The organism is uncultured Thiothrix sp. (assembly GCF_937876535.1).
In the GTDB taxonomy this organism is placed as follows: domain Bacteria; phylum Pseudomonadota; class Gammaproteobacteria; order Thiotrichales; family Thiotrichaceae; genus Thiolinea.
On the sequence record NZ_CALFHZ010000005.1, the window covers coordinates 24,158 to 48,193 of the forward strand.

The 24,036-nt window shown below is 45.6% G+C and carries 17 protein-coding genes; 14 read left to right on the plus strand and 3 right to left on the minus strand.

The window, feature by feature from the left end:
* Positions 1 to 30 precede the first annotated feature (30 nt).
* The 5 genes from Q0230_RS01470 to Q0230_RS01490 all read left to right on the plus strand — a co-directional run bounded on the left by Q0230_RS01470 (position 31) and on the right by Q0230_RS01490 (position 4,498).
* Positions 31 to 1,080 (plus strand): PLP-dependent cysteine synthase family protein, encoded by a 1,050-nt coding sequence (locus Q0230_RS01470; RefSeq protein WP_298607422.1) that lies wholly within the window; start codon positions 31 to 33, stop codon positions 1,078 to 1,080.
* Between the two features lie 168 nt (positions 1,081 to 1,248).
* Positions 1,249 to 3,111, plus strand: a complete 1,863-nt coding sequence (locus Q0230_RS01475; protein ID WP_298607425.1) for a lamin tail domain-containing protein — start codon at positions 1,249 to 1,251, stop codon at positions 3,109 to 3,111.
* Positions 3,112 to 3,172: 61 nt separating this feature from the next.
* A complete protein-coding gene (queF, locus tag Q0230_RS01480; RefSeq protein ID WP_298607427.1) occupies positions 3,173 to 3,637 on the plus strand; it encodes a preQ(1) synthase in 465 nt (154 codons plus the stop codon).
* Positions 3,638 to 3,731: 94 nt separating this feature from the next.
* A complete protein-coding gene (locus Q0230_RS01485; RefSeq protein WP_298607430.1) occupies positions 3,732 to 4,004 on the plus strand; it encodes a DUF1778 domain-containing protein in 273 nt (90 codons plus the stop codon).
* Positions 4,001 to 4,498 (plus strand): GNAT family N-acetyltransferase, encoded by a 498-nt coding sequence (locus tag Q0230_RS01490; RefSeq protein ID WP_298607432.1) that lies wholly within the window; start codon positions 4,001 to 4,003, stop codon positions 4,496 to 4,498. Before Q0230_RS01485 ends, Q0230_RS01490 begins: the two co-directional genes overlap by 4 nt.
* Before the next feature lie 16 nt (positions 4,499 to 4,514).
* Here Q0230_RS01490 and dinB read toward each other — a convergent pair whose 3' ends face one another.
* Positions 4,515 to 5,588: a DNA polymerase IV gene (gene dinB / locus Q0230_RS01495; RefSeq protein ID WP_298607434.1), complete on the minus strand. Its 1,074-nt coding sequence runs from the start codon at positions 5,586 to 5,588 to the stop codon at positions 4,515 to 4,517.
* 88 nt (positions 5,589 to 5,676) lie between these two features.
* On the opposite strand from dinB, the gene betC reads away from it, so the two are divergent.
* Positions 5,677 to 7,203, plus strand: a complete 1,527-nt coding sequence (gene betC, locus Q0230_RS01500; protein WP_298607437.1) for a choline-sulfatase — start codon at positions 5,677 to 5,679, stop codon at positions 7,201 to 7,203.
* Here betC and Q0230_RS01505 read toward each other — a convergent pair.
* Positions 7,192 to 8,142 carry an alpha/beta hydrolase gene (locus Q0230_RS01505; RefSeq protein ID WP_298607439.1) on the minus strand — a complete coding sequence of 317 codons (951 nt, stop codon included), beginning with the start codon at positions 8,140 to 8,142 and terminating at the stop codon, positions 7,192 to 7,194. The genes betC and Q0230_RS01505 overlap by 12 nt on opposite strands.
* 177 nt (positions 8,143 to 8,319) lie before the next feature.
* Here Q0230_RS01505 and Q0230_RS01510 point away from each other — a divergent pair, with 177 nt between their 5' ends.
* The 5 genes from Q0230_RS01510 to Q0230_RS01530 all read left to right on the plus strand — a co-directional run bounded on the left by Q0230_RS01510 (position 8,320) and on the right by Q0230_RS01530 (position 17,141).
* Positions 8,320 to 9,921, plus strand: a complete 1,602-nt coding sequence (locus tag Q0230_RS01510; RefSeq protein WP_298607441.1) for an ABC transporter substrate-binding protein — start codon at positions 8,320 to 8,322, stop codon at positions 9,919 to 9,921.
* 87 nt (positions 9,922 to 10,008) lie between these two features.
* Complete coding sequence (locus Q0230_RS01515; protein WP_298607443.1) at positions 10,009 to 10,965, plus strand: ABC transporter permease; 957 nt, start codon at positions 10,009 to 10,011, stop codon at positions 10,963 to 10,965.
* Positions 10,962 to 11,867 carry an ABC transporter permease gene (locus tag Q0230_RS01520; RefSeq protein ID WP_298607445.1) on the plus strand — a complete coding sequence of 302 codons (906 nt, stop codon included), beginning with the start codon at positions 10,962 to 10,964 and terminating at the stop codon, positions 11,865 to 11,867. Before Q0230_RS01515 ends, Q0230_RS01520 begins: the two co-directional genes overlap by 4 nt.
* Positions 11,857 to 13,497, plus strand: coding sequence for an ABC transporter ATP-binding protein (locus tag Q0230_RS01525; RefSeq protein WP_298607448.1), 1,641 nt, complete (start codon positions 11,857 to 11,859; stop codon positions 13,495 to 13,497). The genes Q0230_RS01520 and Q0230_RS01525 overlap by 11 nt, the downstream gene beginning before the upstream one ends.
* A 188-nt stretch (positions 13,498 to 13,685) precedes the next feature.
* On the plus strand, positions 13,686 to 17,141 hold the full coding sequence (locus Q0230_RS01530) for an acyl-[ACP]--phospholipid O-acyltransferase (protein ID WP_298607450.1): 3,456 nt from the start codon (positions 13,686 to 13,688) through the stop codon (positions 17,139 to 17,141).
* A 32-nt stretch (positions 17,142 to 17,173) separates the two neighbouring features.
* On the opposite strand, the gene recC is transcribed toward Q0230_RS01530, so the two are convergent.
* Positions 17,174 to 20,332: an exodeoxyribonuclease V subunit gamma gene (gene recC / locus Q0230_RS01535; RefSeq protein WP_298607456.1), complete on the minus strand. Its 3,159-nt coding sequence runs from the start codon at positions 20,330 to 20,332 to the stop codon at positions 17,174 to 17,176.
* A gap of 247 nt (positions 20,333 to 20,579) precedes the next feature.
* On the opposite strand from recC, the gene Q0230_RS01540 reads away from it, so the two are divergent.
* Genes Q0230_RS01540 through Q0230_RS01550 form a run of 3 tightly spaced genes read left to right on the plus strand, consistent with a single transcriptional unit; the run spans position 20,580 to position 24,035 of the window.
* Positions 20,580 to 21,032, plus strand: a complete 453-nt coding sequence (locus tag Q0230_RS01540; RefSeq protein WP_298607458.1) for a hypothetical protein — start codon at positions 20,580 to 20,582, stop codon at positions 21,030 to 21,032.
* Complete coding sequence (locus Q0230_RS01545) at positions 21,032 to 22,411, plus strand: O-antigen ligase (RefSeq protein WP_298607460.1); 1,380 nt, start codon at positions 21,032 to 21,034, stop codon at positions 22,409 to 22,411. Before Q0230_RS01540 ends, Q0230_RS01545 begins: the two co-directional genes overlap by 1 nt.
* Entirely contained in the window at positions 22,395 to 24,035 is a 1,641-nt protein-coding gene (locus Q0230_RS01550; RefSeq protein WP_298607462.1) for a bifunctional sulfate adenylyltransferase/adenylylsulfate kinase, read from the plus strand. The genes Q0230_RS01545 and Q0230_RS01550 overlap by 17 nt, the downstream gene beginning before the upstream one ends.
* The last annotated feature ends 1 nt before the right edge of the window (position 24,036 follow it).

Sequence of the window (24,036 nt, forward strand, 5' to 3'; positions counted from 1 at the left end):
CATTCAGCAGGGACACTACAGGCGCACTCCATGAGCAATAATCGACACTGGACTCACGAAGCGATTAAAAAAATTGAGGCCGATATTCAACGTTCGGCGGATACCCATTTAATCAAACTGCCGATTGCCAGCTTTCAAGGCATTGATATTTATCTCAAAGATGAAAGTACGCATCCCACTGGCTCCTTGAAACATCGTTTGGCACGTTCGCTATTTTTATTTGCCTTGTGCAATGGTTGGATTAAGCAAGGTACGCCGATTATTGAATCGTCCTCAGGCAGCACTGCCGTGTCTGAGGCCTACTTTGCCCGTTTATTAGGCTTGCCGTTTATTGCGGTGATGCCGAAAACCACTGCTCGCAAGAAGATTGAGCAGATTGAATTTTTCGGGGGTAAGGCGCATTTAGTGGAACGTAGCGATCAGATTTATGCCGAATCGCATCGTTTGGCGCAGGAGTTAAACGGGCACTATATGGATCAATTCACCTTTGCCGAGCGTGCGACGGATTGGCGTGGGAATAATAATATTGCCGACAGTATTTTTAGCCAAATGGAGTTGGAAGATCACCCGATTCCAGCGTGGATTGTGATGAGTGCGGGCACGGGTGGTACTTCCTCCACGATTGGGCGCTTCATTCGCTATAAAAAATATGCGACACGTTTGTGTGTGGTTGATCCTGAAAATTCGGTGTTTTTCGATTATTACCACTGCCACGATAAGGAGTTAAAACTCAGTTGCGGTAGTAAAATTGAAGGTATCGGTCGACCGCGCGTCGAGCCAAGTTTTGTTACTGGCGTGATTGATGAGATGCGCAAAATTCCCGATGCGGCCAGTATTGCGACCATGCACTGGCTAGAGCAACGCTTAGGACGCAAAGTGGGGCCGTCGACGGGTACGAATTTATATGGTGTGTTGCAATTAGCACGCGACATGCACGAGCGCGGCGAACAAGGTTCGATAGTGACTTTGCTTTGCGATAGCGGCGAGCGCTATTTGGAGACTTATTACAATCCTACGTGGGTGCAGCAGCAGATTGGTGAGTGCACGCCCTACCAACGGGAGCTAGAGCAACTCAGCTAAATGAAGCTACTCTTATAAAAAATGCAGGGGATCAATCCAGCCTATCCCCTTTCATCGCCTAGCCTACTCAAGCGCTTAAAATCCCACTTATACTCTTTAATTTTTGGGCAAATTCATTTTGCTAACTTTGCGGGCTGATAATTTCAACGCACTTTCTAATTAATCTATATGGCTGCTAATAACAAGAACAAGCATAGCCCACTCAAAACTCTAGTTTTATGCTTAGAGTCTTGGCTATTTGTATTGTTGCTCTTTCTATTTAGCTCACCTAGTTATGCCATCACTTATCCAATTTCAGCCTTGCGCAGTCAATTAGTGATTAATGAGGTTCTCTATAAACAATCAGGCGCTAATACCCTGGCTGAGAATGATGAGTTTATTGAGCTTTATAATGCAGGTGCTGCTGCCATTGATTTAACGCGCTTACGTTTGCTTGATGGCAATTTATTTACTAATGAAATAGATGGTACGGCAGGGAATATTACAGGTAATACCAGTGCCTTTACCTTCAGTTGTACCACTACTCAAACTTGTTCTGGTGCTAGCTTGCTCCCAGCTAAAAGCTATGCTGTGATTTGGATTGGGCAACAAAGTGCCAAAACCTCAGCGCCTTATGCCAGTTTTCAAGCTTGGCTACGCAATGTGCCCAAACTCAATGATACGGGCGACGATGTGTGGCTGTATGAGCAAACCAGCACGGGTTTAAGCCTTGTTGATTATGTCTCGGTTGGCTCGGGGACGGCGGTGAATACCAATGTACCGAGCACGATTTGGGATTTTACCTATAACACCGCCTTAGCCAATTTCACTAAGGGACAATCGCTTAGCTTAAGCCCCAATGGGCAATCGAGCACTGGCGCTTGCTGGGAACCAACCACCAGCGGTCTAGCGAGTACCCATTGCCCTAATTATTTGCCTACTTTGGACACCGATAGCTCCAGTACGCGTATCAGCAGCCAAGGCAATGCGAATACCACTTTGCATTTCATTAGCGGACGGGTGTTTCAGGATCTGAATGTGAATAGCCTAGATGATAGCGAATCGGGCTTAGGTAAGGTCAACGTCGTTTTATATCATCTTGCCAATCACGCTTGTGAAACCCGCCAAACCGATGCTTCAGGAGCTTATCGCTTCACCGGCCTAGTCAATGGCGATTATGTGGTTTATGAGGCTGCTCAAGGAGTTGGGGCTAGCAACGCTTGCCCACCAGTTGCCAGCGACCCGAATCAATACCACTCTACTAGCAGTAATCAAGTAGCGCTGACCCTCGCTAATCAATCAGTGACAGGGATTAACTTCGCCGATGTGCGCGAACCTAGTTTCAGTTTAGATAATCGTCGAGTGATTCAAGCCAATAGTGTCGTGATCCATCCACATCTATTCTACGCTTATACGGCGGGCACGGTATCCTTTAACTTATTCAATCAAACCGCAAATCCAAACTTAGCTTGGTCAAGCCAATTATACCGTGATCTCAATTGCAATCAGGATTTAGATGTAAATGACATACCACTTACAACAGCTATCAATCTCACAGCAAATCAACAAATCTGCTTAGTGGTAAAAGTGATTAGCCCAGCCGAAACCAGTGATAATGCGCAATATAGTTTCCGGGTGCAAAGCGAATTTATATTTGGTAATGGTAGCTTGATTAACACAGCTATTTTACAAAATCATCAAGACCTCACTATTGCCTCAAGTGATTTAAAGGGTGCAGGCAATTTGACCCTGACTAAAAGTGTTTGGAATGTCACGCGGAATATAGCGGGCAATAAAGCACTGCCGAATGAGGTTTTGCGCTATACCCTGCAGTATTATAATAACGGCAATGGTGTTATTAATGAATTCAAGCTACATGATACTGTGCCTGAATTTACCAGCTTATTAGGACTACCGCAGTGTGGTACTTTGCCTAACAGCTTGAGTAACTGCCAAGCCTTGGTTAATGGTGAAACTTTAGAATGGCAGTTTGCGGGGCAACTTCAGGCTGGCGCGAGCGGTGAGGTTTCATTTGAAGTGCTGGTTAAATAAGCGCTAGCAGCTTAAGCTATACAGCCCCAATCCCCAAACCATAGCCAAGCCAAGCCAAGCCATGAACCAAACTATTTATCAGAACCTTTCGCAACTCGGTGGCACAACTAAACTACCTGAATCACCTGAAACCGCGATTTTAGAAAGCGTGCAAAATCCACAAGCCGATGTGGATTATGTGGTGCGCTTCACTGCGCCTGAATTTACCTCTCTCTGCCCCATCACCGGCCAGCCCGATTTCGCGCATTTAGTGATTGATTACATCCCCGACCAGCTGTTGGTCGAAAGTAAATCACTGAAATTATTCCTCGGCTCGTTCCGCAATCACGGCGCATTTCACGAAGATTGTACCGTGAGCATCGCACGTCGATTGATCGCAGAAATCAAACCGAAATGGCTACGTATTGGCGGCTATTGGTATCCACGTGGTGGGATGCCGATTGATGTGTTTTTTGCGCAAGGTGAAATTCCGAAGGGCGTTTGGGTACCGGAGCAAGGGGTGGCGGGGTATCGGGGACGGGGTTGATTCTTGAGTGCCATTTTGGCACGCCACTTGATTTTATTAGTAGTTAGAACCATACTCTTATCATGTGCCACTTTGTCACATCGGAGAATAAATTATGGCTACTTTATCACCACGCATTACCGCTAGAGTTGATCTTGAAACCCAAGACTTGCTGAGTCGTGCAGCAGCTTTAGCAGGAATGTCGAGCATTAATTCTTTTGTGTTGAGTGCTGCAGTCGAAAAAGCCAATCAAATTATCGAGCGCGAACAAATACTTAAATTAAGTAAACACGATGCCATGCTGCTAGTCGACGCGCTTGATCAACCTGCTAAAGTTCATAGCAAACTGCAAATTGCCGCTAAGCGTTATCGCACTAAAAAGCAATGATGCAAACCGTATTGCTTGATAAAAATAAGCACAACAGAAATCGCTTTGATTGCAGGATTGAGGCGCTGAATAATTATTTGAAAGTGATGGCTAGCCAACAAGCCAAGAAGGACAACACGCGGACTTTTGTGCTGGAAGACGCTCAGGATGAGACACAAATCATTGGTTTTTATACCCTGACTTTAACGCCGATTGATTTAAAATCATTACCTGCTGCCTTACAGAAAAAACATCAATCTTCTACTTCAGGCGGCTTGATTGCTCGTTTGGCAGTTGATCAGCGTTATAAAGGCCAAGGTTTTGGCGAATGGCTGCTGATTGATGCATTAAAGAAACTACTTCAAGCCAGTGATAGCGTCGCCTTTCTTTTAGTGCTGGTTGATGCCAAAGAGGGCGCGAAAGCCTTTTATGAAAAGTATGGGTTTACGGCTTTTCGAGATGCGGAGAATAAGCTGTTTATTACGATTGCGGATGTTCGGGATAATCTAAGCTAAAACTTTTACAGACTTTTTATTTTAGCCCCAAACTCAACTGCTCCGGCTTCCAAGGCTCGGCAAAATGCACTCCAATCCCCAATAAACGTACCGGCATTTGTCGCCGTTCCCACGCTTGTTTTATCAAAGGCAGAAATAAACGCTCCTCAACCAATGAGGTAGTGGTTTGCGTTGTGGTCAACATAAAATCATGGAAGCGGATTTTCACCACTAGGCTTTTGGGAACTAAACGCTGCGATGCTTGGGCTTTAGCTAAACGCTGTTCCAAAGCGCAAAATAAGGCGGGTAATTCAGCATAACAAGCGGCTAAGTCGGGTAAATCGGTGGCGAAGGTGTCTTCCACACTGATGGATTTGTAGCTATTGTCGACGCTCACGGGGCGATGGTCAATGCCGCGTGCCAGTTCGTATAAACGCTTACCGAAGCGGCCAAATTCGGTACAGAGCTTGTCCACCGACCATGTTTGCAAATCCGCGCAAGTACGCACACCTAATTCACCCATCCGCTCTGCGGTGACTGTGCCGACGCCCGGAATTTTTTTCACCGGCAAGCCCAGCATAAACTCGGCAATCATCTGCGGGCGAATCACGAATTGCCCATTCGGTTTGTGCCAATCGCTTGCGACTTTAGCGAGGAATTTATTCGGCGCAATCCCTGCCGAGGCGGTGAGTTGCTGCTCTTGCCAAATACGCGCACGAATTTCTTGCGCAATCAAAGTCGCACTACCTTGCTGCTGCTGCGCTTTGCTCACATCGAGGTAGGCCTCATCCAAAGACAGCGGCTCAATCAGCTCAGTGTAAGCCGCGAAGATCGTGTGAATTTGCTCAGAAACGGCTTGATATACCGCACGGCGCGGTGGCACACGAATCAATTCAGGGCATAAACGTAAGGCGGTTTTCATAGGCATGGCGGAATGTACACCAAACTTACGCGCTTCATACGAGCAAGTCGCAACCACACCGCGCGCATCGGGCGAGCCACCCACTGCCAGCGCTTTGCCGCGCAAGGCTGGATTATCGCGCGCTTCAATCGCCGCGTAAAAACAGTCCATATCGATGTGAATAATTTTGCGCAATGCCGTATCAGTCATGCGCACAGCATAACAAAACTTACTGCTGCAAATTAACTGACACTCAGATACGCTAATCTCATTAAAAAATCAGGAGAGAACCCGCACCATGTCCCAACCCAATTTCCTAATTTTAATGGTCGATCAAATGACCGGCTGCATGTTGGACGAGTCCATGCTCAAGCACTTACATGTGCCGAATATGAAGCGATTAATTGAGCAAGGGGTGAAATTTGAAAATGCCTATTGCGCCAGCCCTTTATGCACGCCTGCACGCGGCAGTTTTATGACGGGGCAATTGCCATCACGCTCAGGTATTTATGATAATGCGGCAGAATTCCCTGCCAGCACACCGACGTTTGCGCATTATTTACGCTTAAATGGCTATCAAACCGCCTTAAGTGGCAAGATGCATTTTGTCGGCCCCGATCAATTACACGGCTTTGAAGAGCGTTTAACCACGGATATTTATCCGGCTGATTTTGGCTGGACACCCAATTGGCACGACCCGCTCACGCGCATTGATTGGTGGTATCACAATCTGCATTCAGTGACCGAAGCGGGCACGGCGGAAATCAGTAATCAGCTCGAATTTGATGATGAAGTGGCTTATTTCGCGCGCTTAAAACTGCATCAATATGCTCGTCGTTTAGACACACGCCCATTCTGCTTGACGGTGAGTTTCACGCATCCACATGACCCGTATGTGGCGCGCCAAACATATTGGGATTTATACGAACATGTTGATTTGCCGATGCCAAGCGTGGCAGCGATACCTTATGCGCAACAAGATCAACATTCCAAGCGTCTTTACGATGCGGTGAACTACACCAATTACAATATCACCGATGAGCAAATCTACCGCGCGCGCCGTGCCTATTGCGCCAATATTAGTTATTTAGATGACAAAATCGGCGAACTGCTGCAAGTGTTAGAGGATTGCGACTTTTCGGATAATACCGTGATTGTATTCTGTGCGGATCACGGTGATATGCTCGGCGAGCGCGGACTATGGTACAAAATGTGTTTTTATGAATACGCACTGCGCATTCCGTTGGTGATTCACGCACCGAAACAATTTGCCGCGCGGAAGATCAATACGCCGGTTGCAGCGCAAGATATTCTGCCCACTTTGGTCGAATTAGCCGGTGCTGATCCCAACAAACTGGCTTGCCCCATTGATGGCATGAGCTTGGTCAGTTTAGCGCAAGGCCAAGAGCAAGCGGATCGGGTGGTTTATGCTGAATATTGCGCGGAAGGCTCAGTCGCGCCGATGATTATGATTCGCCAAGGCCAGTTTAAATTTAATTATTGCGAAGCTGATCCGGTACAATTATTCGACTTAAACGCTGACCCGAAAGAACTAAATAATTTAGCCAATGATCCGGCTTATGCGAATGTACTGCATAAATTCCAGCAGCAATTAAACCAGCGCTGGAATCTGGCGCAATTCAAGCAGGACGTACTTCATAGTCAAGATGTCCGCCATTTAGTTGATGTGGCAAATCGCCAAGGCAAATTCAAGTCTTGGGATTTCCAGCCGCAGCAAGACGCCACTCAACGTTATATGCGCAATCACTTAGATTTGAATGTACTGGAGGCGAATAATCGCTATCCGAAACCTTCAGGCCACTAAATCTTTCAGCACCTGTTGAATCCGCCTAAAACTTGCACGGGCGGATTCAACCGAGTGGCGCGCATGTAGATAACCGTGGGTTAACCCCTGTTCGTGATACCCAGTGGCTTGACCGCCAGCCGCGTGAATCTTGTCGCAATAAAGGCTTGCTTCGCCTACTAAAGGATCAAACTCAGCACTAAAAATCACAGCATTAGGCAAACCGCTAAAATCAGCATCCGCGAGTGGAATACCAGCCAATTGGGCAGGAATATCCTCCTTGCCCAACCACAAGCGCCAATAACTCATCATGCTTTCTGTGGTGAGCATGGGAGCCAACGCATAACGTTCATAGCTGTCTAAACTAAAATCTGAACCTAAGACCGGATAAATTAATACTTGCGCAAGCGGCGTTTTGGCAAATTTGCGGCTTGCGTGCGCTACGTGTGCGGCTAAACATCCACCAGCACTGTCTCCCATCAAAATAATCGGCAAAGTTTCTTGCTCAGCAAGGGCTTGATAAGCCAACACGGCATCCTCTAAAGCGGCTGGAAATAAATGCTCAGGCGCTAAGCGATAATCAACCGAGGTAATTTTCAGCCCCGTACCAGCACATAAATCCGCACAAATACCATGATGGCTATCCAAACCACCCAAGACAAAGCCACCGCCATGAAAGTACACCAGATGCGCTGCTGGCGCTATCCCCAGCCTTTGATAACAACGAATCGGTAGGTAAGCTTGAGCCGTTGGTAGTTGCTTATCTTGAACCGCTATGCCCATGTCCACTGGATCTGCCGTCACCAAACTAGCCAGCATAGCGTTATAAGCAAGGCGTTGCTGCTCGATGCTATTTTGCTCCACATCATCAGGAAAATAAGTATTACTTTGATGGATAAACGCCCATAGATCCGCGCTCAGCAAATGCGTATAAGCATCTGTTTGAATTCTACTAGACATTATTTTCTACTACCCCTCTACTTTTAATTAATAAATTACACTGTTAGAGTAATTTATATGAGGAGCATAGTGTGTTTGAAAAATCATTGTAATAGATGAGTTTTCAGCCAACGGGTTATTAATTAAGCATAACAACTTAGTCTTAGCCCTATCAAAACGCTAGTGGAGGAGAAATTTATGACCGATTTAAAACAGCTCGATCTTGAACTGAGAGCTGGTCGTTTATCCAGACGTGATTTCCTGAAAGCAGCCGCTCTCTTTGGCCTCAGTGCTGCAGCCCCTTCTGTTTTATTAGGCAATCCTGCCTATGCAGCCGCTGAGCCGAAAAAAGGCGGGCATTTAAAAATTGGTACCGGCCACGGCTCTACTTCCGACTCCCTTGATCCCGCCAGCTACGAAAATAACTGCATGCAGTCAGCGGGTAAAACTATTCATAACTACCTAACTCAAGTGGATGCGAAAGGCCAATTAGGCTCTGAACTAGCCGAGACGTGGGAAGCTGCTGATGGCGCGAAAAAATGGACTTTTAAACTGCGCTCCGGTGTGGAATTCCATAACGGTCAAAAGATGACTGCTAAGGATGTTATCGCCTCCTTAAAGCATCATGCTGGCAAAGATAGTAAGTCAGGTGCAAAAGTTATTGTCGATGCGATTGCTGATATGCAGGCGGATGGCGATAACACCCTGGTGATTACCTTGAAAGAAGGCAATGCTGACCTTCCTTATCAACTCAGTGATTTCCACCTCGCGATTATGCCCGCTGATGCTGATGGTAAAGTTGATGCCAAAGCTGGTGTAGGTTGTGGCTATTATAAGCTGAAGAAATTTGATCCGGGTGTTAAAACCACGGTCGAAAAATTCCCGAATCACTGGAATGCGGGTGCAGTGCACTTAGATTCAGCGGACTTCATTACCATTGCGGATGTGACCGCCCGTACCAATGCTTTAACCACGGGCGAAATCGATGTTGCTGACCGTTTAGATGTAAAAACCCTAAATCTATTAGCGCGCAATAAGAATGTTCGTGTGATTGAAACCAGCGGTAATGCGCATTATTCCATGCCGATGCGTTGCGATACTGATCCGTTCAAAAATAATGATGTACGTTTAGCACTCAAGTACGCAGTTGATCGCCCCGCTATGCTGGAAACTGTCCTACGGGGTCATGGTTATATTGGTAATGACCATCCGATTGGACGGGCGAATCGTTATCTGGACAAAAACCTTGCCCAACGTGCGTATGACCCTGAAAAAGCTAAGTTCCATCTGAAAAAAGCAGGTGCTGAAGGCTTAAAAGTTCAGTTAAGTACCTCGGATGCAGCCTTTGCTGGTGCAGTCGATGCTGCTGTACTTTACAAAGAGCAAGCCGCTAAAGCAGGTATTGATGTGGAAATCGTGCGTGAACCCAGCGATGGCTACTGGGCTAATGTGTGGATGAAAAAGCCTTTCTGCTTCTGCTATTGGGGCGGTCGTCCGACTGAAGACTGGGCGTTCTCTACCGCTTATGCTGCTGATGCCGAATGGAATGATACGGCTTGGAAAAACGAGAAATTCAATCAGTTGCTCCTACAAGCACGTTCTGAATTAGATGAAGCCAAACGTGCTGCCATGTATGCCGAAATGCAAGCTATTCTCAACGATGACGGCGGTACGATTATCCCAATCTTCAACAATTATCTAACCGGTGTAACCGATAAAGTGGGCACACCTGAAGTGATTGCCAATGACTGGGACTTAGACGGTCAACGTGCTGTGTTACGTTGGTGGAAAACAGCTTAAGTTTTACTCACCCTAGTCAATTCGTTTCTCCCTCTGTGATCAGAGGGAGTGTTTAAGAGCAGGTGCTTTTAAAAGGAGCCCTAGCCTATGCTTTCTATATTGCGTCTAACGCTCCAGCGTCTTGGTTTGGGTGTGTTAGTGTTGTTTGTAGTGTCATTGATTATTTTTCTTGGGGTTGAACTTCTGCCTGGCGACCTCTGCCAAGCCATTCAAGGCCAATCTGCTACTGAATCAACCGTCGCGGCTTGCCGCAAAGACCTCGGTTTAGATCAATCCGCACCGACCCGCTATGTCCACTGGCTACAAGGCATTGTAAAAGGCGACTTTGGCAAATCACTCGCCAATGGACGGCAAATTTCCGAATTAATTAGCGTGCGCTTACAGAATACATTTTTTCTCGCCATTGTTGCTGCGGTCATCGCAGTGCCTTTGTCATTAACCCTCGGTATTCTAGCCGCGCTCTATCGAAATAGTTGGTTTGATCGAACAATTAATGTGTTCACCTTATCGTCCATTTCCTTTCCTGAATTTTTTGTGGCTTACATTTTAATTTTAGTGTTCTCAGTCAAATTAGGTTGGTTTCCTAGCCTTTCTGATGTTAGTCCCGATACCCCTTTTTTCGAGCGCTTATATAAAGTGTTCTTGCCAGCGCTAACCCTCACTTTAGTCGTTATGGCGCACATGATGCGCATGACGCGCGCAGCGATTATTAACCTGATGGCTAGCCCGTATATTGAAATGGCCAAATTCAAAGGCTTGAGTCGTGGACGGATTATTTTACACCATGCTTTACCAAACGCGTGGGCACCGATTGTGAATGTAGTGGCTTTGAACTTGGCTTACTTAATCGTTGGTGTAGTGATTGTGGAGGTGGTCTTCGTTTACCCCGGTTTGGGGCAATTGATCGTTGACTCAGTACAGAAGCGCGATATTCCGGTAGTACAGGCTTGTAGCATTATTTTTGCAGCCACTTATGTTGTGCTGAATTTGACCGCCGATATTCTCTCTATTGCCACCAACCCAAGGCTGTTACATCCACGATGAATACCAATATTTCACCCAAGGTACAGCCACTCGATGCCTCGCAAATACCAGCAGCGCGACCTAGTAAATTTAAGCTAGCCCTGCGTGAATTATGGCGTGCGCCACTCAGTGCGAAATTCGGCATTTTAGTGGTATGTGGCTATATTTTTATTGCGATTTTCGCGCCGTGGCTCACGCATTATGGCGAATCCGAAATCGTTGGCGGCCCCTTTGAAGAATGGGGTAAAAAATTCCTACTCGGCACCGATAATCTAGGCCGCGATATGTTCACGCGCTTACTCTATGGCGCACGCAATACTATTGGCATTGCCTTCGTCACTACTTGTCTAGCCTTCTTAATTGGTGGGATCAGTGGCATTCTTGCCGCTATCCTAGGCGGCTGGCCTGACCAGATTATGAGTCGGGTGGTTGATATTCTGATGGCGATTCCCTCACTGATTTTCTCTTTGCTCTTACTGACGATCTTCGGCACTTCGATTCCGGTCTTAGTCATTATTATTGCCGTTTTAGATTCAACCCGCGTGTTCCGCCTAGCGCGCGCGGTAAGTTTAAACGTGGTGGTGATGGATTATGTGGAAGCAGCCCGTTTGCGTGGCGAAGGTTTAGCTTGGATTACTTTGCGTGAAGTCTTACCGAATATTATGCCGCCTTTAGTAGCTGAATTTGGCCTGCGTTTCTGCTTCGTATTTTTAACCATTGCGGCTTTAAGTTTCCTCGGTTTAGGAATTCAACCACCCACTGCCGATTGGGGCAGCATGGTGCGCGATAATGCAACCTTGATCTCTTATGGCGACATCACCCCTCTTCTACCGGCAGGCGCAATTGCCCTTTTGACTGTGGGCGTAAACTTCATTGTGGATTGGTTCTTACACAAAACCAGTGGATTAAAAGATGGCCAGTAATACTTCGAACGCAGCGAATAATGATGTTTTATTGGAAATACGCGGCCTGCGCATTGATGGGATGCGGGATGAAAAATGGCACGAAATCGTCAAAGGCATTGATCTTACTCTGCATCGTGGTGAGGTTTTAGGTTTAATCGGTGAGTCCGGCGCAGGCAAATCAACTTTAGGTATTGCCGCAATGGGCTATGTGAAACCGGGTTGTCGCTTTTCGGGAGGATCAATTACCTTTGATGGTATTGATATGATTGCTGCCAGTGAAGAAAAGAAGCAAGCCTTACGTGGTATGCGCATCGCTTATGTAGCGCAAAGTGCCGCTGCCTCCTTCAATCCAGCGCATAAACTGATTGAACAGTTTGCCGAAATTCCGCTCCAGCATCAGAAAAGCAATAAAGCCGAAGCCTATGCGGATGCCAAAGATTTGTACGGCAAATTACTGTTACCTGACCCCAACCGTATTGGCTTTCGCTATCCACATCAAGTATCAGGCGGGCAATTGCAACGCGCCATGACCGCAATGGCCATGTCCTGCCGTCCTGATTTGATTATTTTCGACGAGCCAACCACGGCACTCGATGTGACCACGCAAATCGAAGTGCTGATGACCATGAAGGATATTGTCGAGAAATTTAATACCGCGGCGATCTATATTACGCACGACTTGGCTGTGGTGGCGCAAATGGCAGATCGGATCATGGTGCTGCGCTATGGCGAATTAGTGGAAGAAGCACCGACACGAATAATGCTTGCTAATCCCAAACAGGATTACACCAAATCTTTATGGGCGGTGCGCTCCTTCCGCAAGACACCCGCTTTGAATCTTGGCCAAAATGATAATCAGCCGATTATTAGCGTGCAAAATGTCACGGCTGCTTATGGCAGTTTAGATATTCTGCATGAGATTAGTTTCAACCTATATCGTGGACAAACGGTCTCCGTTGTGGGCGAATCAGGTAGCGGCAAAAGCACGACCGCGCGCGTCATCACCGGCTTATTACCCGCCCGTCTCGGTGAAGTATTATTCCAAGGCCAAGCGCTACCGAAAGATTATCGTCAACGCAGCAAAGATCAATTGCGCCAAGTGCAGATGATCTATCAAATGGCGGATACCGCAATCAATCCACGCCAACGGATTCGCGACATTATTGGCCGCCCGCTGTCCTTTTATTTAGGCATGAATGCTAAGCAGTGCGAAGAACGCACGCGCGAGCTGCTGGATATGATTGAGCTGAAACCAGATCAATTTATTGATCGTTTTCCAAGCGAACTTTCTGGTGGGCAAAAACAGCGTATTTGTATTGCGCGCGCCTTAGCCGCCGAACCAACTTGCATTATCTGCGATGAAGTCACTTCCGCACTGGATCAATTAGTCGCCGAAGGGATTTTGCGCTTGTTAGATCGTTTGCAGCGCGAATTAAATCTAGCCTATATGTTTATCACTCACGATTTAGCAACTGTAAAAGCAATTTCGGATGATGTGGTGGTGATGCTCAAAGGGCGGATTGTAGAGCAAGGTAGTAAAGATGATATTTTCTCACCACCTTATCCGGAATATACCGAGAAACTGCTCTCGTCCGTGCCGCAAATGGATCCGGATTGGATGCGGAATTTGCTTGCAAAGCGGAGCTAAGTTGGATAGCAGATAGCGGCATAGTCTCGATTTTGTTCAATCTGAATTAGCAAAGCATATTTACTACGTATTCAAGACCCAAGGTAGCGAGTTCTGCTACCTCATCCCGTCCGATTGGCACATTCGCTTAAAAAATCGTATGGTGTGCGCATTGATAAAATAACTAGCTAATTCCGGAGGACCTTCCCATGTGGGACGTGTTACGCACCCGTGGTTTTTTCGCCTTTATCAGCATGGCATTTCTGAATGCCTTTGTGGATTTAGGGCATAAAATTCTGATTCAGAACACTGTGTTCAAGCTGTATGACGGTCAAGAACAAATTGTGCTGTCGACCTTAGTTAATGCTTTGATTTTGTTGCCATTTATTTTGCTATTCACCCCAACTGGCTTCCTTGCGGACAAATACCCTAAAGTGCAAGTCATGCGTTACAGCGCTTGGGCAGGCTTGGGGATTGTGCTGCTCATCACCTTTAGCTATTACCTGGGTTGGTTCTGGTTTAGCTTTGCCCTGACTTTTTTATTAGCAGTACATAGTGCATTTTATTCTCCAGCGAAAATGGGCTATATCCGTGAATTACTAGGTGATAAGCAGCTCCCGCAAGGGAATGCTTTTGCTCAATCAACAGTAACGCTCGCTATTTTGATGGGCACTTTAGTCTTTTCGGTACTGTTTGAGCTTGTACTGCCAAATAACCAAACCTTCACCAGTGCCGAAGAGATTTTCCGTTATTTTGCCCCCTTAGGCTGGTTATTAGTATTGATCACTGGCGTGGAAATTTGGCTGTCTTATCAACTACCGAGTACCCGCAGTACTGATCCCGAGATGAAATACGTCTGGGACGAATACTTAAAAGGCAAAACGGGTTTAGCGACCTTTTCATGGGTCAAAAGCCAGCAGTTGATTTGGTTATCCATTGTCGGTCTATCCGTGTTTTGGGCAGTCGCGCAAGTGATTCTCGCTACCTACCCTGCTTACAGTAAAGAATACCTGGGCATGACTAATGTCGCCCTAGTGCAGACTTTGATGGCCTGCGCAGGGATAGGTATTGTCTTAGGTTCACTCTGGGCAGGGCGTTTATCACGCACCCATATTGAAACGGGTTTAATTCCAGTGGGCGCTTTAGGTGTGATGCTGAGCGTGGCTTTAGTCACTTGGTTTGAAAGCCCGATTTGGCAAGCTGCTAACTTCTTATTGTTAGGCGTAATGGGTGGGTTATTTATGGTGCCGCTCAGTGCTTTGATGCAATACCACTCACCCAGCCAACATTTAGGACGAGTACTAGCGGCTTATAATCTGGTCAGCACTGCTGTCATGTTGCTCTTTCTATTGGTAACGATGGCGTTGGCTTGGTATGGCATCGGTAGCAAGCTCTTATTCTTTGTGCTGAATGTAGTAGTGATTGCGGGCGCTTTGTATACCGTTTATCAACTGCCACAATCCCTATTACGCTTTATTGCTAGCCGCTTTTTCCATGCAGCCTATCGCTTAAAAGTGATTGGCTTTGAAAACCTGCCTACCAGTGGCGGCGTACTTTTACTGGGCAATCATATTAGCTGGATTGACTGGGCTTTAGTGCAAATGGCCTCACCGCGCCAAGTCCGCTTTGTAATGGAGCGTGGCTATTACGAGCGTTGGTATTTAAAAGGTGTACTCGATTTATTCGGTGTAATTCCGATTGCTAGTGGCTCCAGCTCTGACTCTTTAGCTGAAATTGCCCGCCTTTTACAAAAAGGTGAGATGGTTTGTCTATTCCCAGAAGGTGCGATTAGCCGTACAGGTCAGCTATCCGAATTCAAGCGCGGTTATGAAAAGGCAGTACAAGGTACTGAGGTCACTATTATTCCGTTCTACTTACATGGCTTATGGGGCAGTCGTTTTTCACGTTCCAGTGGCTTTTTGCGCGAGGCACGTCAATCTGGTTTGAAGCGCGATATTATTGTGTCCTTCGGCAAACCTTTACCAAGTAATACACCGGCTTATCAACTCAAGCAGCATATTTTCGATCTATCCTTTACCTCATGGGAAGCTTATTCACACATTATTGACCCGATTCCAGTCAGTTGGGTGCGCTCTGCGAAACGCTTGAGTTTCCGTATGGGCGCAACCGATGTAATTGGCGAACCACTTGGGAATAATCGCTTTATGACGGCGGTGTTTAGTTTTGCAAATATCATTCGTCAGCGTAGCCCCGAGCAAAATATTGGAATCTTACTACCTACCAGTAGTGGTAGCGCTATTGCAAATATGGCGGTACTGACCCTAGGTAAAACCGTAGTTAATCTTAATTACACGGCTAGTGCCGAAGCGCTGTACAGTGCATCCCAGCAAGCAGAATTAAAAAACCTTTACACCTCCAAACTCTTCCTGAAAAAGCTTTTAGAACGCGGTATTGATATTGCCGCTGCCTTACCGAACTTGAATCTAATTTATATGGAAGATTTAAAAGCGGGGATGACTAAAGCACAGTTAGTAATGACTATGCTTGCGGTGGTAATCTTCCCTACTCGCTTGCTGCAGCTTTTATATCTGCGGCCTGTGAATCTCGATGACACGGCAGCGATCTTATTTTCGAGTGGCAGTGAGGGTGCACCTAAGGGAGTGGAGCTTTCACATCGGAATTTAGCAATTAACTCTCGCCAAATTGCCGATATGCTCAATACCCGCGAAGATGATGTCTTAATGGGTACTTTGCCGGCTTTCCATGCTTTTGGTTTATTAGCAAGTACCTTTATGCCGCTATCGGAAGGTATTCCTATCGTTTGCCATCCTGATCCTACCGATGCGGTGAATATTGCTAAAGGTATTGCGCGTTATGAAGCGACAGTTCTATTTGGAACGGCTACTTTCTTGCGCTTATATGCACGTAATCAGCGTGTGCATCCTTTAATGTTCAATTCCTTGCGCTATGTAGTCGCAGGGGCGGAAAAGCTCCCCCCCGAAGTACGGCAGTTATTTAGTCAGCGCTTTAATAAAGCGATTTTAGAAGGTTATGGCACGACTGAAACTTCACCCGTTGCGAGTGTGAATGTTCCTGATAAATTAGATCCAGGGAGTTGGCGCGTGCAACCAGGCAGCCGCGAAGGTACTGTGGGTATGCCCTTACCTGGGACTAGTTTCCGTATTGTCGACCCGGTGAGCTTAGAGCAATTGCCAACTGGTACGGATGGCTTAATCCTGATTGGTGGCCCACAAGTGATGAAAGGCTATCTGAAGAATCCGGAAAAAACCGCAGAAGCTGTAGTCGAGATTGCTGGGCAGCGTTGGTATAAATCGGGGGATAAAGGCCATGTGGATGAAGATGGCTTCCTCACCATTGTGGACCGCTATTCACGCTTTGCCAAACTAGGCGGCGAAATGGTAAGCCTCACGGCGGTTGAACAAACCATTCGTCAAGCCCTAAAAGAACCTGAACTGGATTTAGTCGCCGTGAATTTCCCTGATGAGAAAAAAGGCGAAAAAGTTGTGCTCTTGATTGGTGGAGAATACGACCCGAAAGCGGTGAAAAAGCAGCTGATTGAAAGCGGCATGAATCCCTTAATGATTCCTGCTGAAATCTATGAAGTGGAAGCAGTGCCTAAATTGGGTAGTGGTAAAACCGATTTCGCGACCGCACGCAAAGTGGCTCAAAGCGCAATGGCCTGAAAACCATTCAGAAGAGCTGTAAGCTAAACGCTTTACAGCTCTTTACGGAGTGCAATCAAACGTCCAAAAACCCGCTGCGCCCATTCAAGACAATCTTCAGGACGCTCTTCTAGTGGATGTCGCCCTCGATAGAGCAGGCGATATTCAGGCTTAGAGCCTTCGCCTAGATGATAACTATTACCCGCCCACTCATCTTGTCCCGCTCTTAAGGCTACCTCGATAGGCGCATTCGAGCCTTTACTTGCCATTTGCCAAGCGCATTTAGGGAAAAACGGTAAAGGTTGCTGCAAACCTTGCCAATAACCTGCCAATAAAGAACTTAGCTCTTCAGCTGCATCAGGAACTTCAGTAAGCTGCCAAATTTTATCTACCGTATAAAGCTGAGTGACTGCTGCCCATTGTGCCGGGCGCTCAGCTAAATTCAAAGCAAGATGCTGAATCCATAGACTCACCCACTGCCAAACTCCCAACTGTCCAAAATGATAAGCCTGAATTCCTGCAGGACTGACTCCAGAAATTTGCCCCTGCAAACTAAATAACCCAAGTTTTAGATTCAAATCGAGAGCGCACTGCTCAGCTGGTTTAGGTAAGCGCTCGAATAGAACTTGGACTTGTTCCATCTGCTCTTCAAACAGTAACTCACCCGGCTTGCCATGTGGGAGCAAACCTTGAGCACGTAGGAGGGGTTGCATTTGTTCTAATTCCCCACCCTTTTGTAAATGCCGCAAGGCTTGTTCACTAATCAAACTATCCGTGAAGGACTCTAAAGCAAATGGCTCACGTTCTGCTAAGTCCTCAGCCGTTTCAGTAATTTTTAAATCAAATTGGCGCTGTAAAAACACGCGAGCTGGATTGCGATAAAAATGAATCAACTCATTTAAACTCATTTGCCGCAAAGACGCATCAGGCTCGGGCAAAGCCGCACAATCCCAGAAAAAACTAGTCATTTTCTTTTCAGTTTCTTGCTGTTGCAAAGCAAGATAATGCTGGGCATAAGTAAAGAGCGTACCTTCCGCTTGAAAATACCGAGGACTAAACGCCTGTAAGGGATGGCGCACAATCAACTCATCGGCTTTTAGAGCAAAACGTTTTTCTAAATAATCCAGTAGCTCGCTCACCAATACTGACGGCATCAGTTCGCTATTATCTTGAATACTTTGCCCCACATAACTGATGTAGAAATAGTCACGTGCTGACAGCAGGCTTTCTAAGAACAAATAGCGATCTTCTTCGCGCCGCGAGCGATCCCCCTTACGCTTTTTATCCGCAGCTAATAAATCAAAACTCAAGCGCGTATCTTGCCGTGGAAAACCACCATCTTGCATACCTAAGAGCGCCACAACTCGAAACGGTACACTACGCATCGGCATCAAATTACAGAAAGTAATCCCTTGCCCTAAAAAACCGGACTCTTGGCTAGTTTGCTCAAGCTCACGCCGCAAAGCAGATTTGAACACCGACCAAGCGACTTTTTCCGTAAATTCTGCCTGTTGAGCCGTAGTGAGCACCTTGTCGATGCCACGAAACACTGTTTGGGTTTCAGATTCACGTGGAAACAGCTGCTCAACAATCTTGCCAAAGCGCGTTGCCCAATCTTCTAAGCTAGCGCGTTGATTCGCCCATTTCGACATGGAAAATAAAATATACAAACACTGTTGAAAACGTTCTAGGACTAAAGCTTGGCTACCTTCTAATTCATTGTAAGGTAAAACACCGCCCAAAAGTTGCTCGCCAGGCAGTGCAAAACCTAGTAGTAAACGATCTAGGCCATACATCCAAGTATGCTCAAAGGTAGTTTGGCGGGTAAATTGCCGACGAAAATCAGCATCTACACCCCAACGAATATTAACTGCCCTCACCCATTCGCGACATTGCTGGACTTGTGCCTCATCTAAGCCAAAGTGCTCACGAATCTCGGCATACTCTAATAGGGTAAATACACTCTCCGCCTCAAAACGCCCTTGCGGTAATTCTAATAATTGCGCACAAGCTGCACTAATCGTCATCGCTTGCGAGAAGCGCTGATCGGCAATGCTATAGGGCAAACTCACACTAGAAGCATTAAACACCGACTCAATAAACGGTGCATAAGCATTAATATCGGGTGACATCACCACAATATCCGCAGCAGTTAAATCGGAATGCTCCTCTAGGATTGCCAATAGCTGATCATAAAACACTTCCACCTCACGCATTGGCGAATGGCAGGAATGAATAGCAATTGATTGATCCTGTTGCTTGAGTGTTTCAGAAAAATCTTGATGTTTAGGAAGATCTGCTAAATTTAAAATATCACTCTGTAGAATATGTAATCTGCTTGCAAGATCAGGCTCTAGAAAATACTCCAATTCCTGCGGATAAGGATGAGAATTACGGATGATTTCAATAAAGTCACGCCCTTGAATACCCCACGAAGCTAGTAATGGGTTACCTACCAGCACATAATCTTGTTCGGTCGGTTTATAACGCATACGCCGCTTATTCGATTCAATATCACCCCAATAATGCATCGAAGGATTCATCATAAAAAAATGAATATCAATGCGTTCCGCCACTTTAGCGATTAATTCAATATAGGCAGGTGATAAAGCAGGAATAGAAAAGAAAATAATCTGCGCAGGTAGCTCTTCAGTAGCAACATCGGCAAATGCGTGAATAAACTGCTGCTGTAGATTAACCCAGTGTTCTAATTGAGGCTTTGCAATTACTACTTGCCAGAGTTTCTCTTGCCAGCTCTCAGTAGTGGTTTGACTTTCCCATTTACGCACCCAGTCAGGCCGAAAGAATAAATAGCCATCAAATACCCCCGCAAGCTGCTGAGCCAATTGCCAAGCATTATCATCTTGTCCAGCTTGTAAATAATGCCCCAAATAAGCTTGATGCTGCTCAGCATGAAGCAAAAACTCTTGTAACAAGCGCCAACGTAAGACCTCAATCGCACAGGGATTGTGATCAGCAATGGTTAAGACCCGGCGTAATAAATCCCAAGTGAGCTCTGCTGGAAACAAGTATTTGAGATTAGCCGCAATCCCAGTGAATTGTGCTAACTGCATAGACAACCAACGCCCCATCCCAGCATTTTGCACTATGACAGAAGTTGCTTTGAAAGGATCTGACTTAGTTTGGGCAAGATGCTCCGCAAAACTAGCGGCTAACGTTTCAAGACGATTACTATGATGCACATAAAGCATAAGGGATCTATCAAGCGCTGAAAATCAATCTAGATTATGACATAAAGCACAGATTCTCTGACGATTTTTGCTGTTGTAGATTCACAACATGCAATCCTACCTTGCTATTGACTGCAGTTTTCTGGACAATTCGCAATGCTGTTGGCTCTGAGCAATTCTTATAACAACAAACCTTACCCCAACTCCCTAAATTTAACCGTTCTTTGATACTGTCCTGTACACGGTAGGGCGGTAGCGTTCTTAAAATATGTCTGCAAATTTAAGAAAAACCTTAAGTTTATTAATCGCTTGCGGCTTGGCTTGGCTAAGCGTGGCTTTTTGCCTAGGCGGTATCGTGCCTTATGATTTTGTAGAGTCAAAAACCCCACCTAGCGCACTCACTGATAAATGGAGAATCCTCGGTGCAGACCAACTAGTAGCATTATCCGAACGTGCTTTATTAGGGAATAACCTCAATAAAGCCGAACAAGCTGCCACCAATGCACTACTGCGCGATCCAACACACGGTGGCGCTGCTACCCAGTTAGCACTCATTTATTTGCGTCAAGGTAAAATCTTAGAGGCTGATCGTATGGCTGAGCGTGCTCAGTTGCTGTGGCCTAGCCGTTGCTCGACTAATCTTAATTTAGTGCGTTTCTGGAAAGAACGTAAGCAACCGGAAAAGGGCTTAAAATTATTACCTGAAGGATGTAAACAATAATGCGTGCCTTACAGGAAAATCTATTAGTTTTCATAGCTTCAGCCTTAATTATATTTGCCCCTTTATTTCGTAGTGGTAAAACCTCATTAGCCCTTATGACTATGGAGCTAATGGGTATTGCATTACTGCTCATTATTTTTTGGGGCAATTTAGCTAAAGGACGATTAGAAAAGCCTGTCTTGTGGTTTTTGCTGGGGAGCTTATTATGCGCTCTAGCTTATTTAATCCCAATACCCGATGTAGCGTGGGAGCAATTACCAGGCAGAGCTTTTTATGCAGAACATCTAAACTGGCTTAATACAAGCTCTATTGCCTGGAACTATCAGGCACTCTCTTTAATTCCAATTCGTACTATATCTGGACTACTGGCTTTATTAGCCCCGTTAGCTATCTTTCTTACCGTTGTGAGCTTACCTTCACGTAAGGTCTTGTGGTTAGTAGTAGCTTTATTACTTACTGCCTTTTCTCAAGCTTTATTAAGTATGGGTCAATATTTCATCCAAGACCAAGCTTTATTTTTTAGAATTTGGTCAGATGGCGTACCGTTAGGTACTTATATTAACCAAAATCATTTTGTAGCCTTTATGGAAATGGTTGAACCTTTAGCGATTGGCTTAATGATGATGGCCATTCTTAGCCAAAATTTAGGTAAAACTCTTAAAATTAGCTTAGCTACTTTATTTGGTCTTATTTCACTAGCACTCACGTTTACCCCGCTACTGACTACCTCAAGAATGGGCGCTGCTTTATTGATCTTAAGTATTTTTTTATCTTTTTGGGCAATGACTACTCCAGAAATTCGCAAAAAAGTAGCAGCACCTATTTTTGCTTTACGCTTTATACTACTTTCCTTAGCGATTATTATTCAACTTAATCTCTTGCAACGTATAGTTACTATCACTTATGCCGATCGCTTAGATTCAGATGCTGCACTAGGTGACTTACGGTGGTCATTATATAGGACTAGTCTAAGCGCTATTCAAAGTTTTTTCCCCTTTGGTGCTGGACCTGGTACGACTCCACAAGTCTATCAGCTTTACCAGCCTACCAGTATTAATGCTTTTGTAAACCATATCCATAATGACTACTTAGAAATACTTTTAGACATGGGTATATTTGGTATTTTAATAATTGCTGGATTATTTTTTATTTATATAAATCGCTGGAAGCAAGTTTGGCAAGATAAACCTTCAAGCTTTAAACTCATAAAAACAGGTGCTGGTGTTGGTATCGTTTTAGCCTTACTTTATAGCCTCACTGATTTTGGCCTACATACCCCTGCTAATGCAGTTTTCTTTGCTTTCTTATTCGGTGTTTTCCTGCATAAAGAACAACTAACTCAAACTAATCTAAGCACGCAGCATGAACAAACATCATAAGGCTAGTTGGAATTTAACTGCTCGGCAGTTATGCGATTTAGAAATGCTACTCTGTGGTGCCTTTGCTCCACTAAAAGGTTTTTTGAATAAACCTGATTATGAAAGCGTGGTTATGACCATGCGTTTATCCAATGGTAGCTTATGGCCTATTCCAATCACCTTAGATGTTAATGACGCTTTTGCTGCACAAGTCCAAATTGGTGAGATTATCGAGCTGCGTGATCCAGAAGGGGTTTTGCTGGCTCATCTGCATATCGAGTCAATGTGGACGTCTGATAAGCAACTTGAAGCACAAAACGTATTTGGCAGTAATGACCTTGCCCACCCCGCTATCTATTATCTTTATCACAAAGCAGGCTCGGTTTACCTAGGTGGAACGCTAGAAAAAGTTGAGTTACCTCAGCACTATGATTACCGTCAACACCGACACACGCCCACTGAACTCAAAGCGCTCTTTAAAAAACTGGGCTGGCATAAAGTAGTTGCTTTTCAAACCCGCAACCCTATGCACCGTGCCCATCAAGAACTTACCTTCAGGGCAGCACGCGAGCTGGAAGCCAACTTACTTATCCATCCAGTTGTTGGAATGACCAAGCCGGGAGATATTGATCATTTCACGCGAGTACGCTGCTATGAGCAACTCATTAAACATTATCCTGAGCAAACTACTTTTCTGAGTTTGCTGCATCTAGCCATGCGCATGGCGGGGCCTCGCGAAGCGGTTTGGCATGCGTTAATTCGCAAAAACTATGGCTGCACACACTTCATTATCGGACGTGACCACGCTGGACCTGGCAAAAATAGCCAAGACCAAGATTTTTATGAGCCCTATGCAGCGCAAGAGCTAGCAAAAGAATTTGAAACTGAGATGGGTATTCAAATCATTAGCTTTGAGAATATGGTCTATGTACAAGATCGAGCTGAATACTTACCCGAATCGGAAGTAAAGGCTGGTGAAACGGTTTTAAGTATTTCTGGCACCGAATTCAGACGGCGTTTACGTGAAGGTTTAGAAATTCCCGCTTGGTTCTCTTACCCTACGGTCATTAAAGAACTAAGGCGCTCCTATCCACCCCGCCATCAGCAAGGCTTTACGGTATTTTTCACCGGCTTATCAGGCTCTGGGAAATCGACAGTCGCTAACGCACTCATGGTTAAACTTATGGAGCTGGGTGGGCGGCCTGTCACTCTTTTAGATGGCGATGTAGTTAGAAAAAATCTTTCGAGTGAACTGAGCTTTTCTAAAGAACATCGTGACTTGAATATTCGCCGTATTGGTTTTGTAGCAAGCGAAATCACTAAAAACGGTGGCATCGCTATTTGTGCACCGATTGCTCCTTATGCGGCAGTGCGTCGTGAAGTGCGAGAACTCATTGAAAACCACGGCGGCTTTATAGAGATTCATGTCGCGACACCGATAGAGGAATGTGAACGGCGTGATCGGAAAGGTTTATATGCTAAAGCTAGAGCGGGATTAGTGAAGGGATTTACGGGGATTGATGATCCTTATGAAGCACCGGAAAAACCTGAACTAAAGCTTGATACGAGTGAAATTACACCGGATGAGTGTGCACATAAGGTTTTGCTGACGCTTGAGCGGTTGGGATTTATTAAGAGTAAATAGT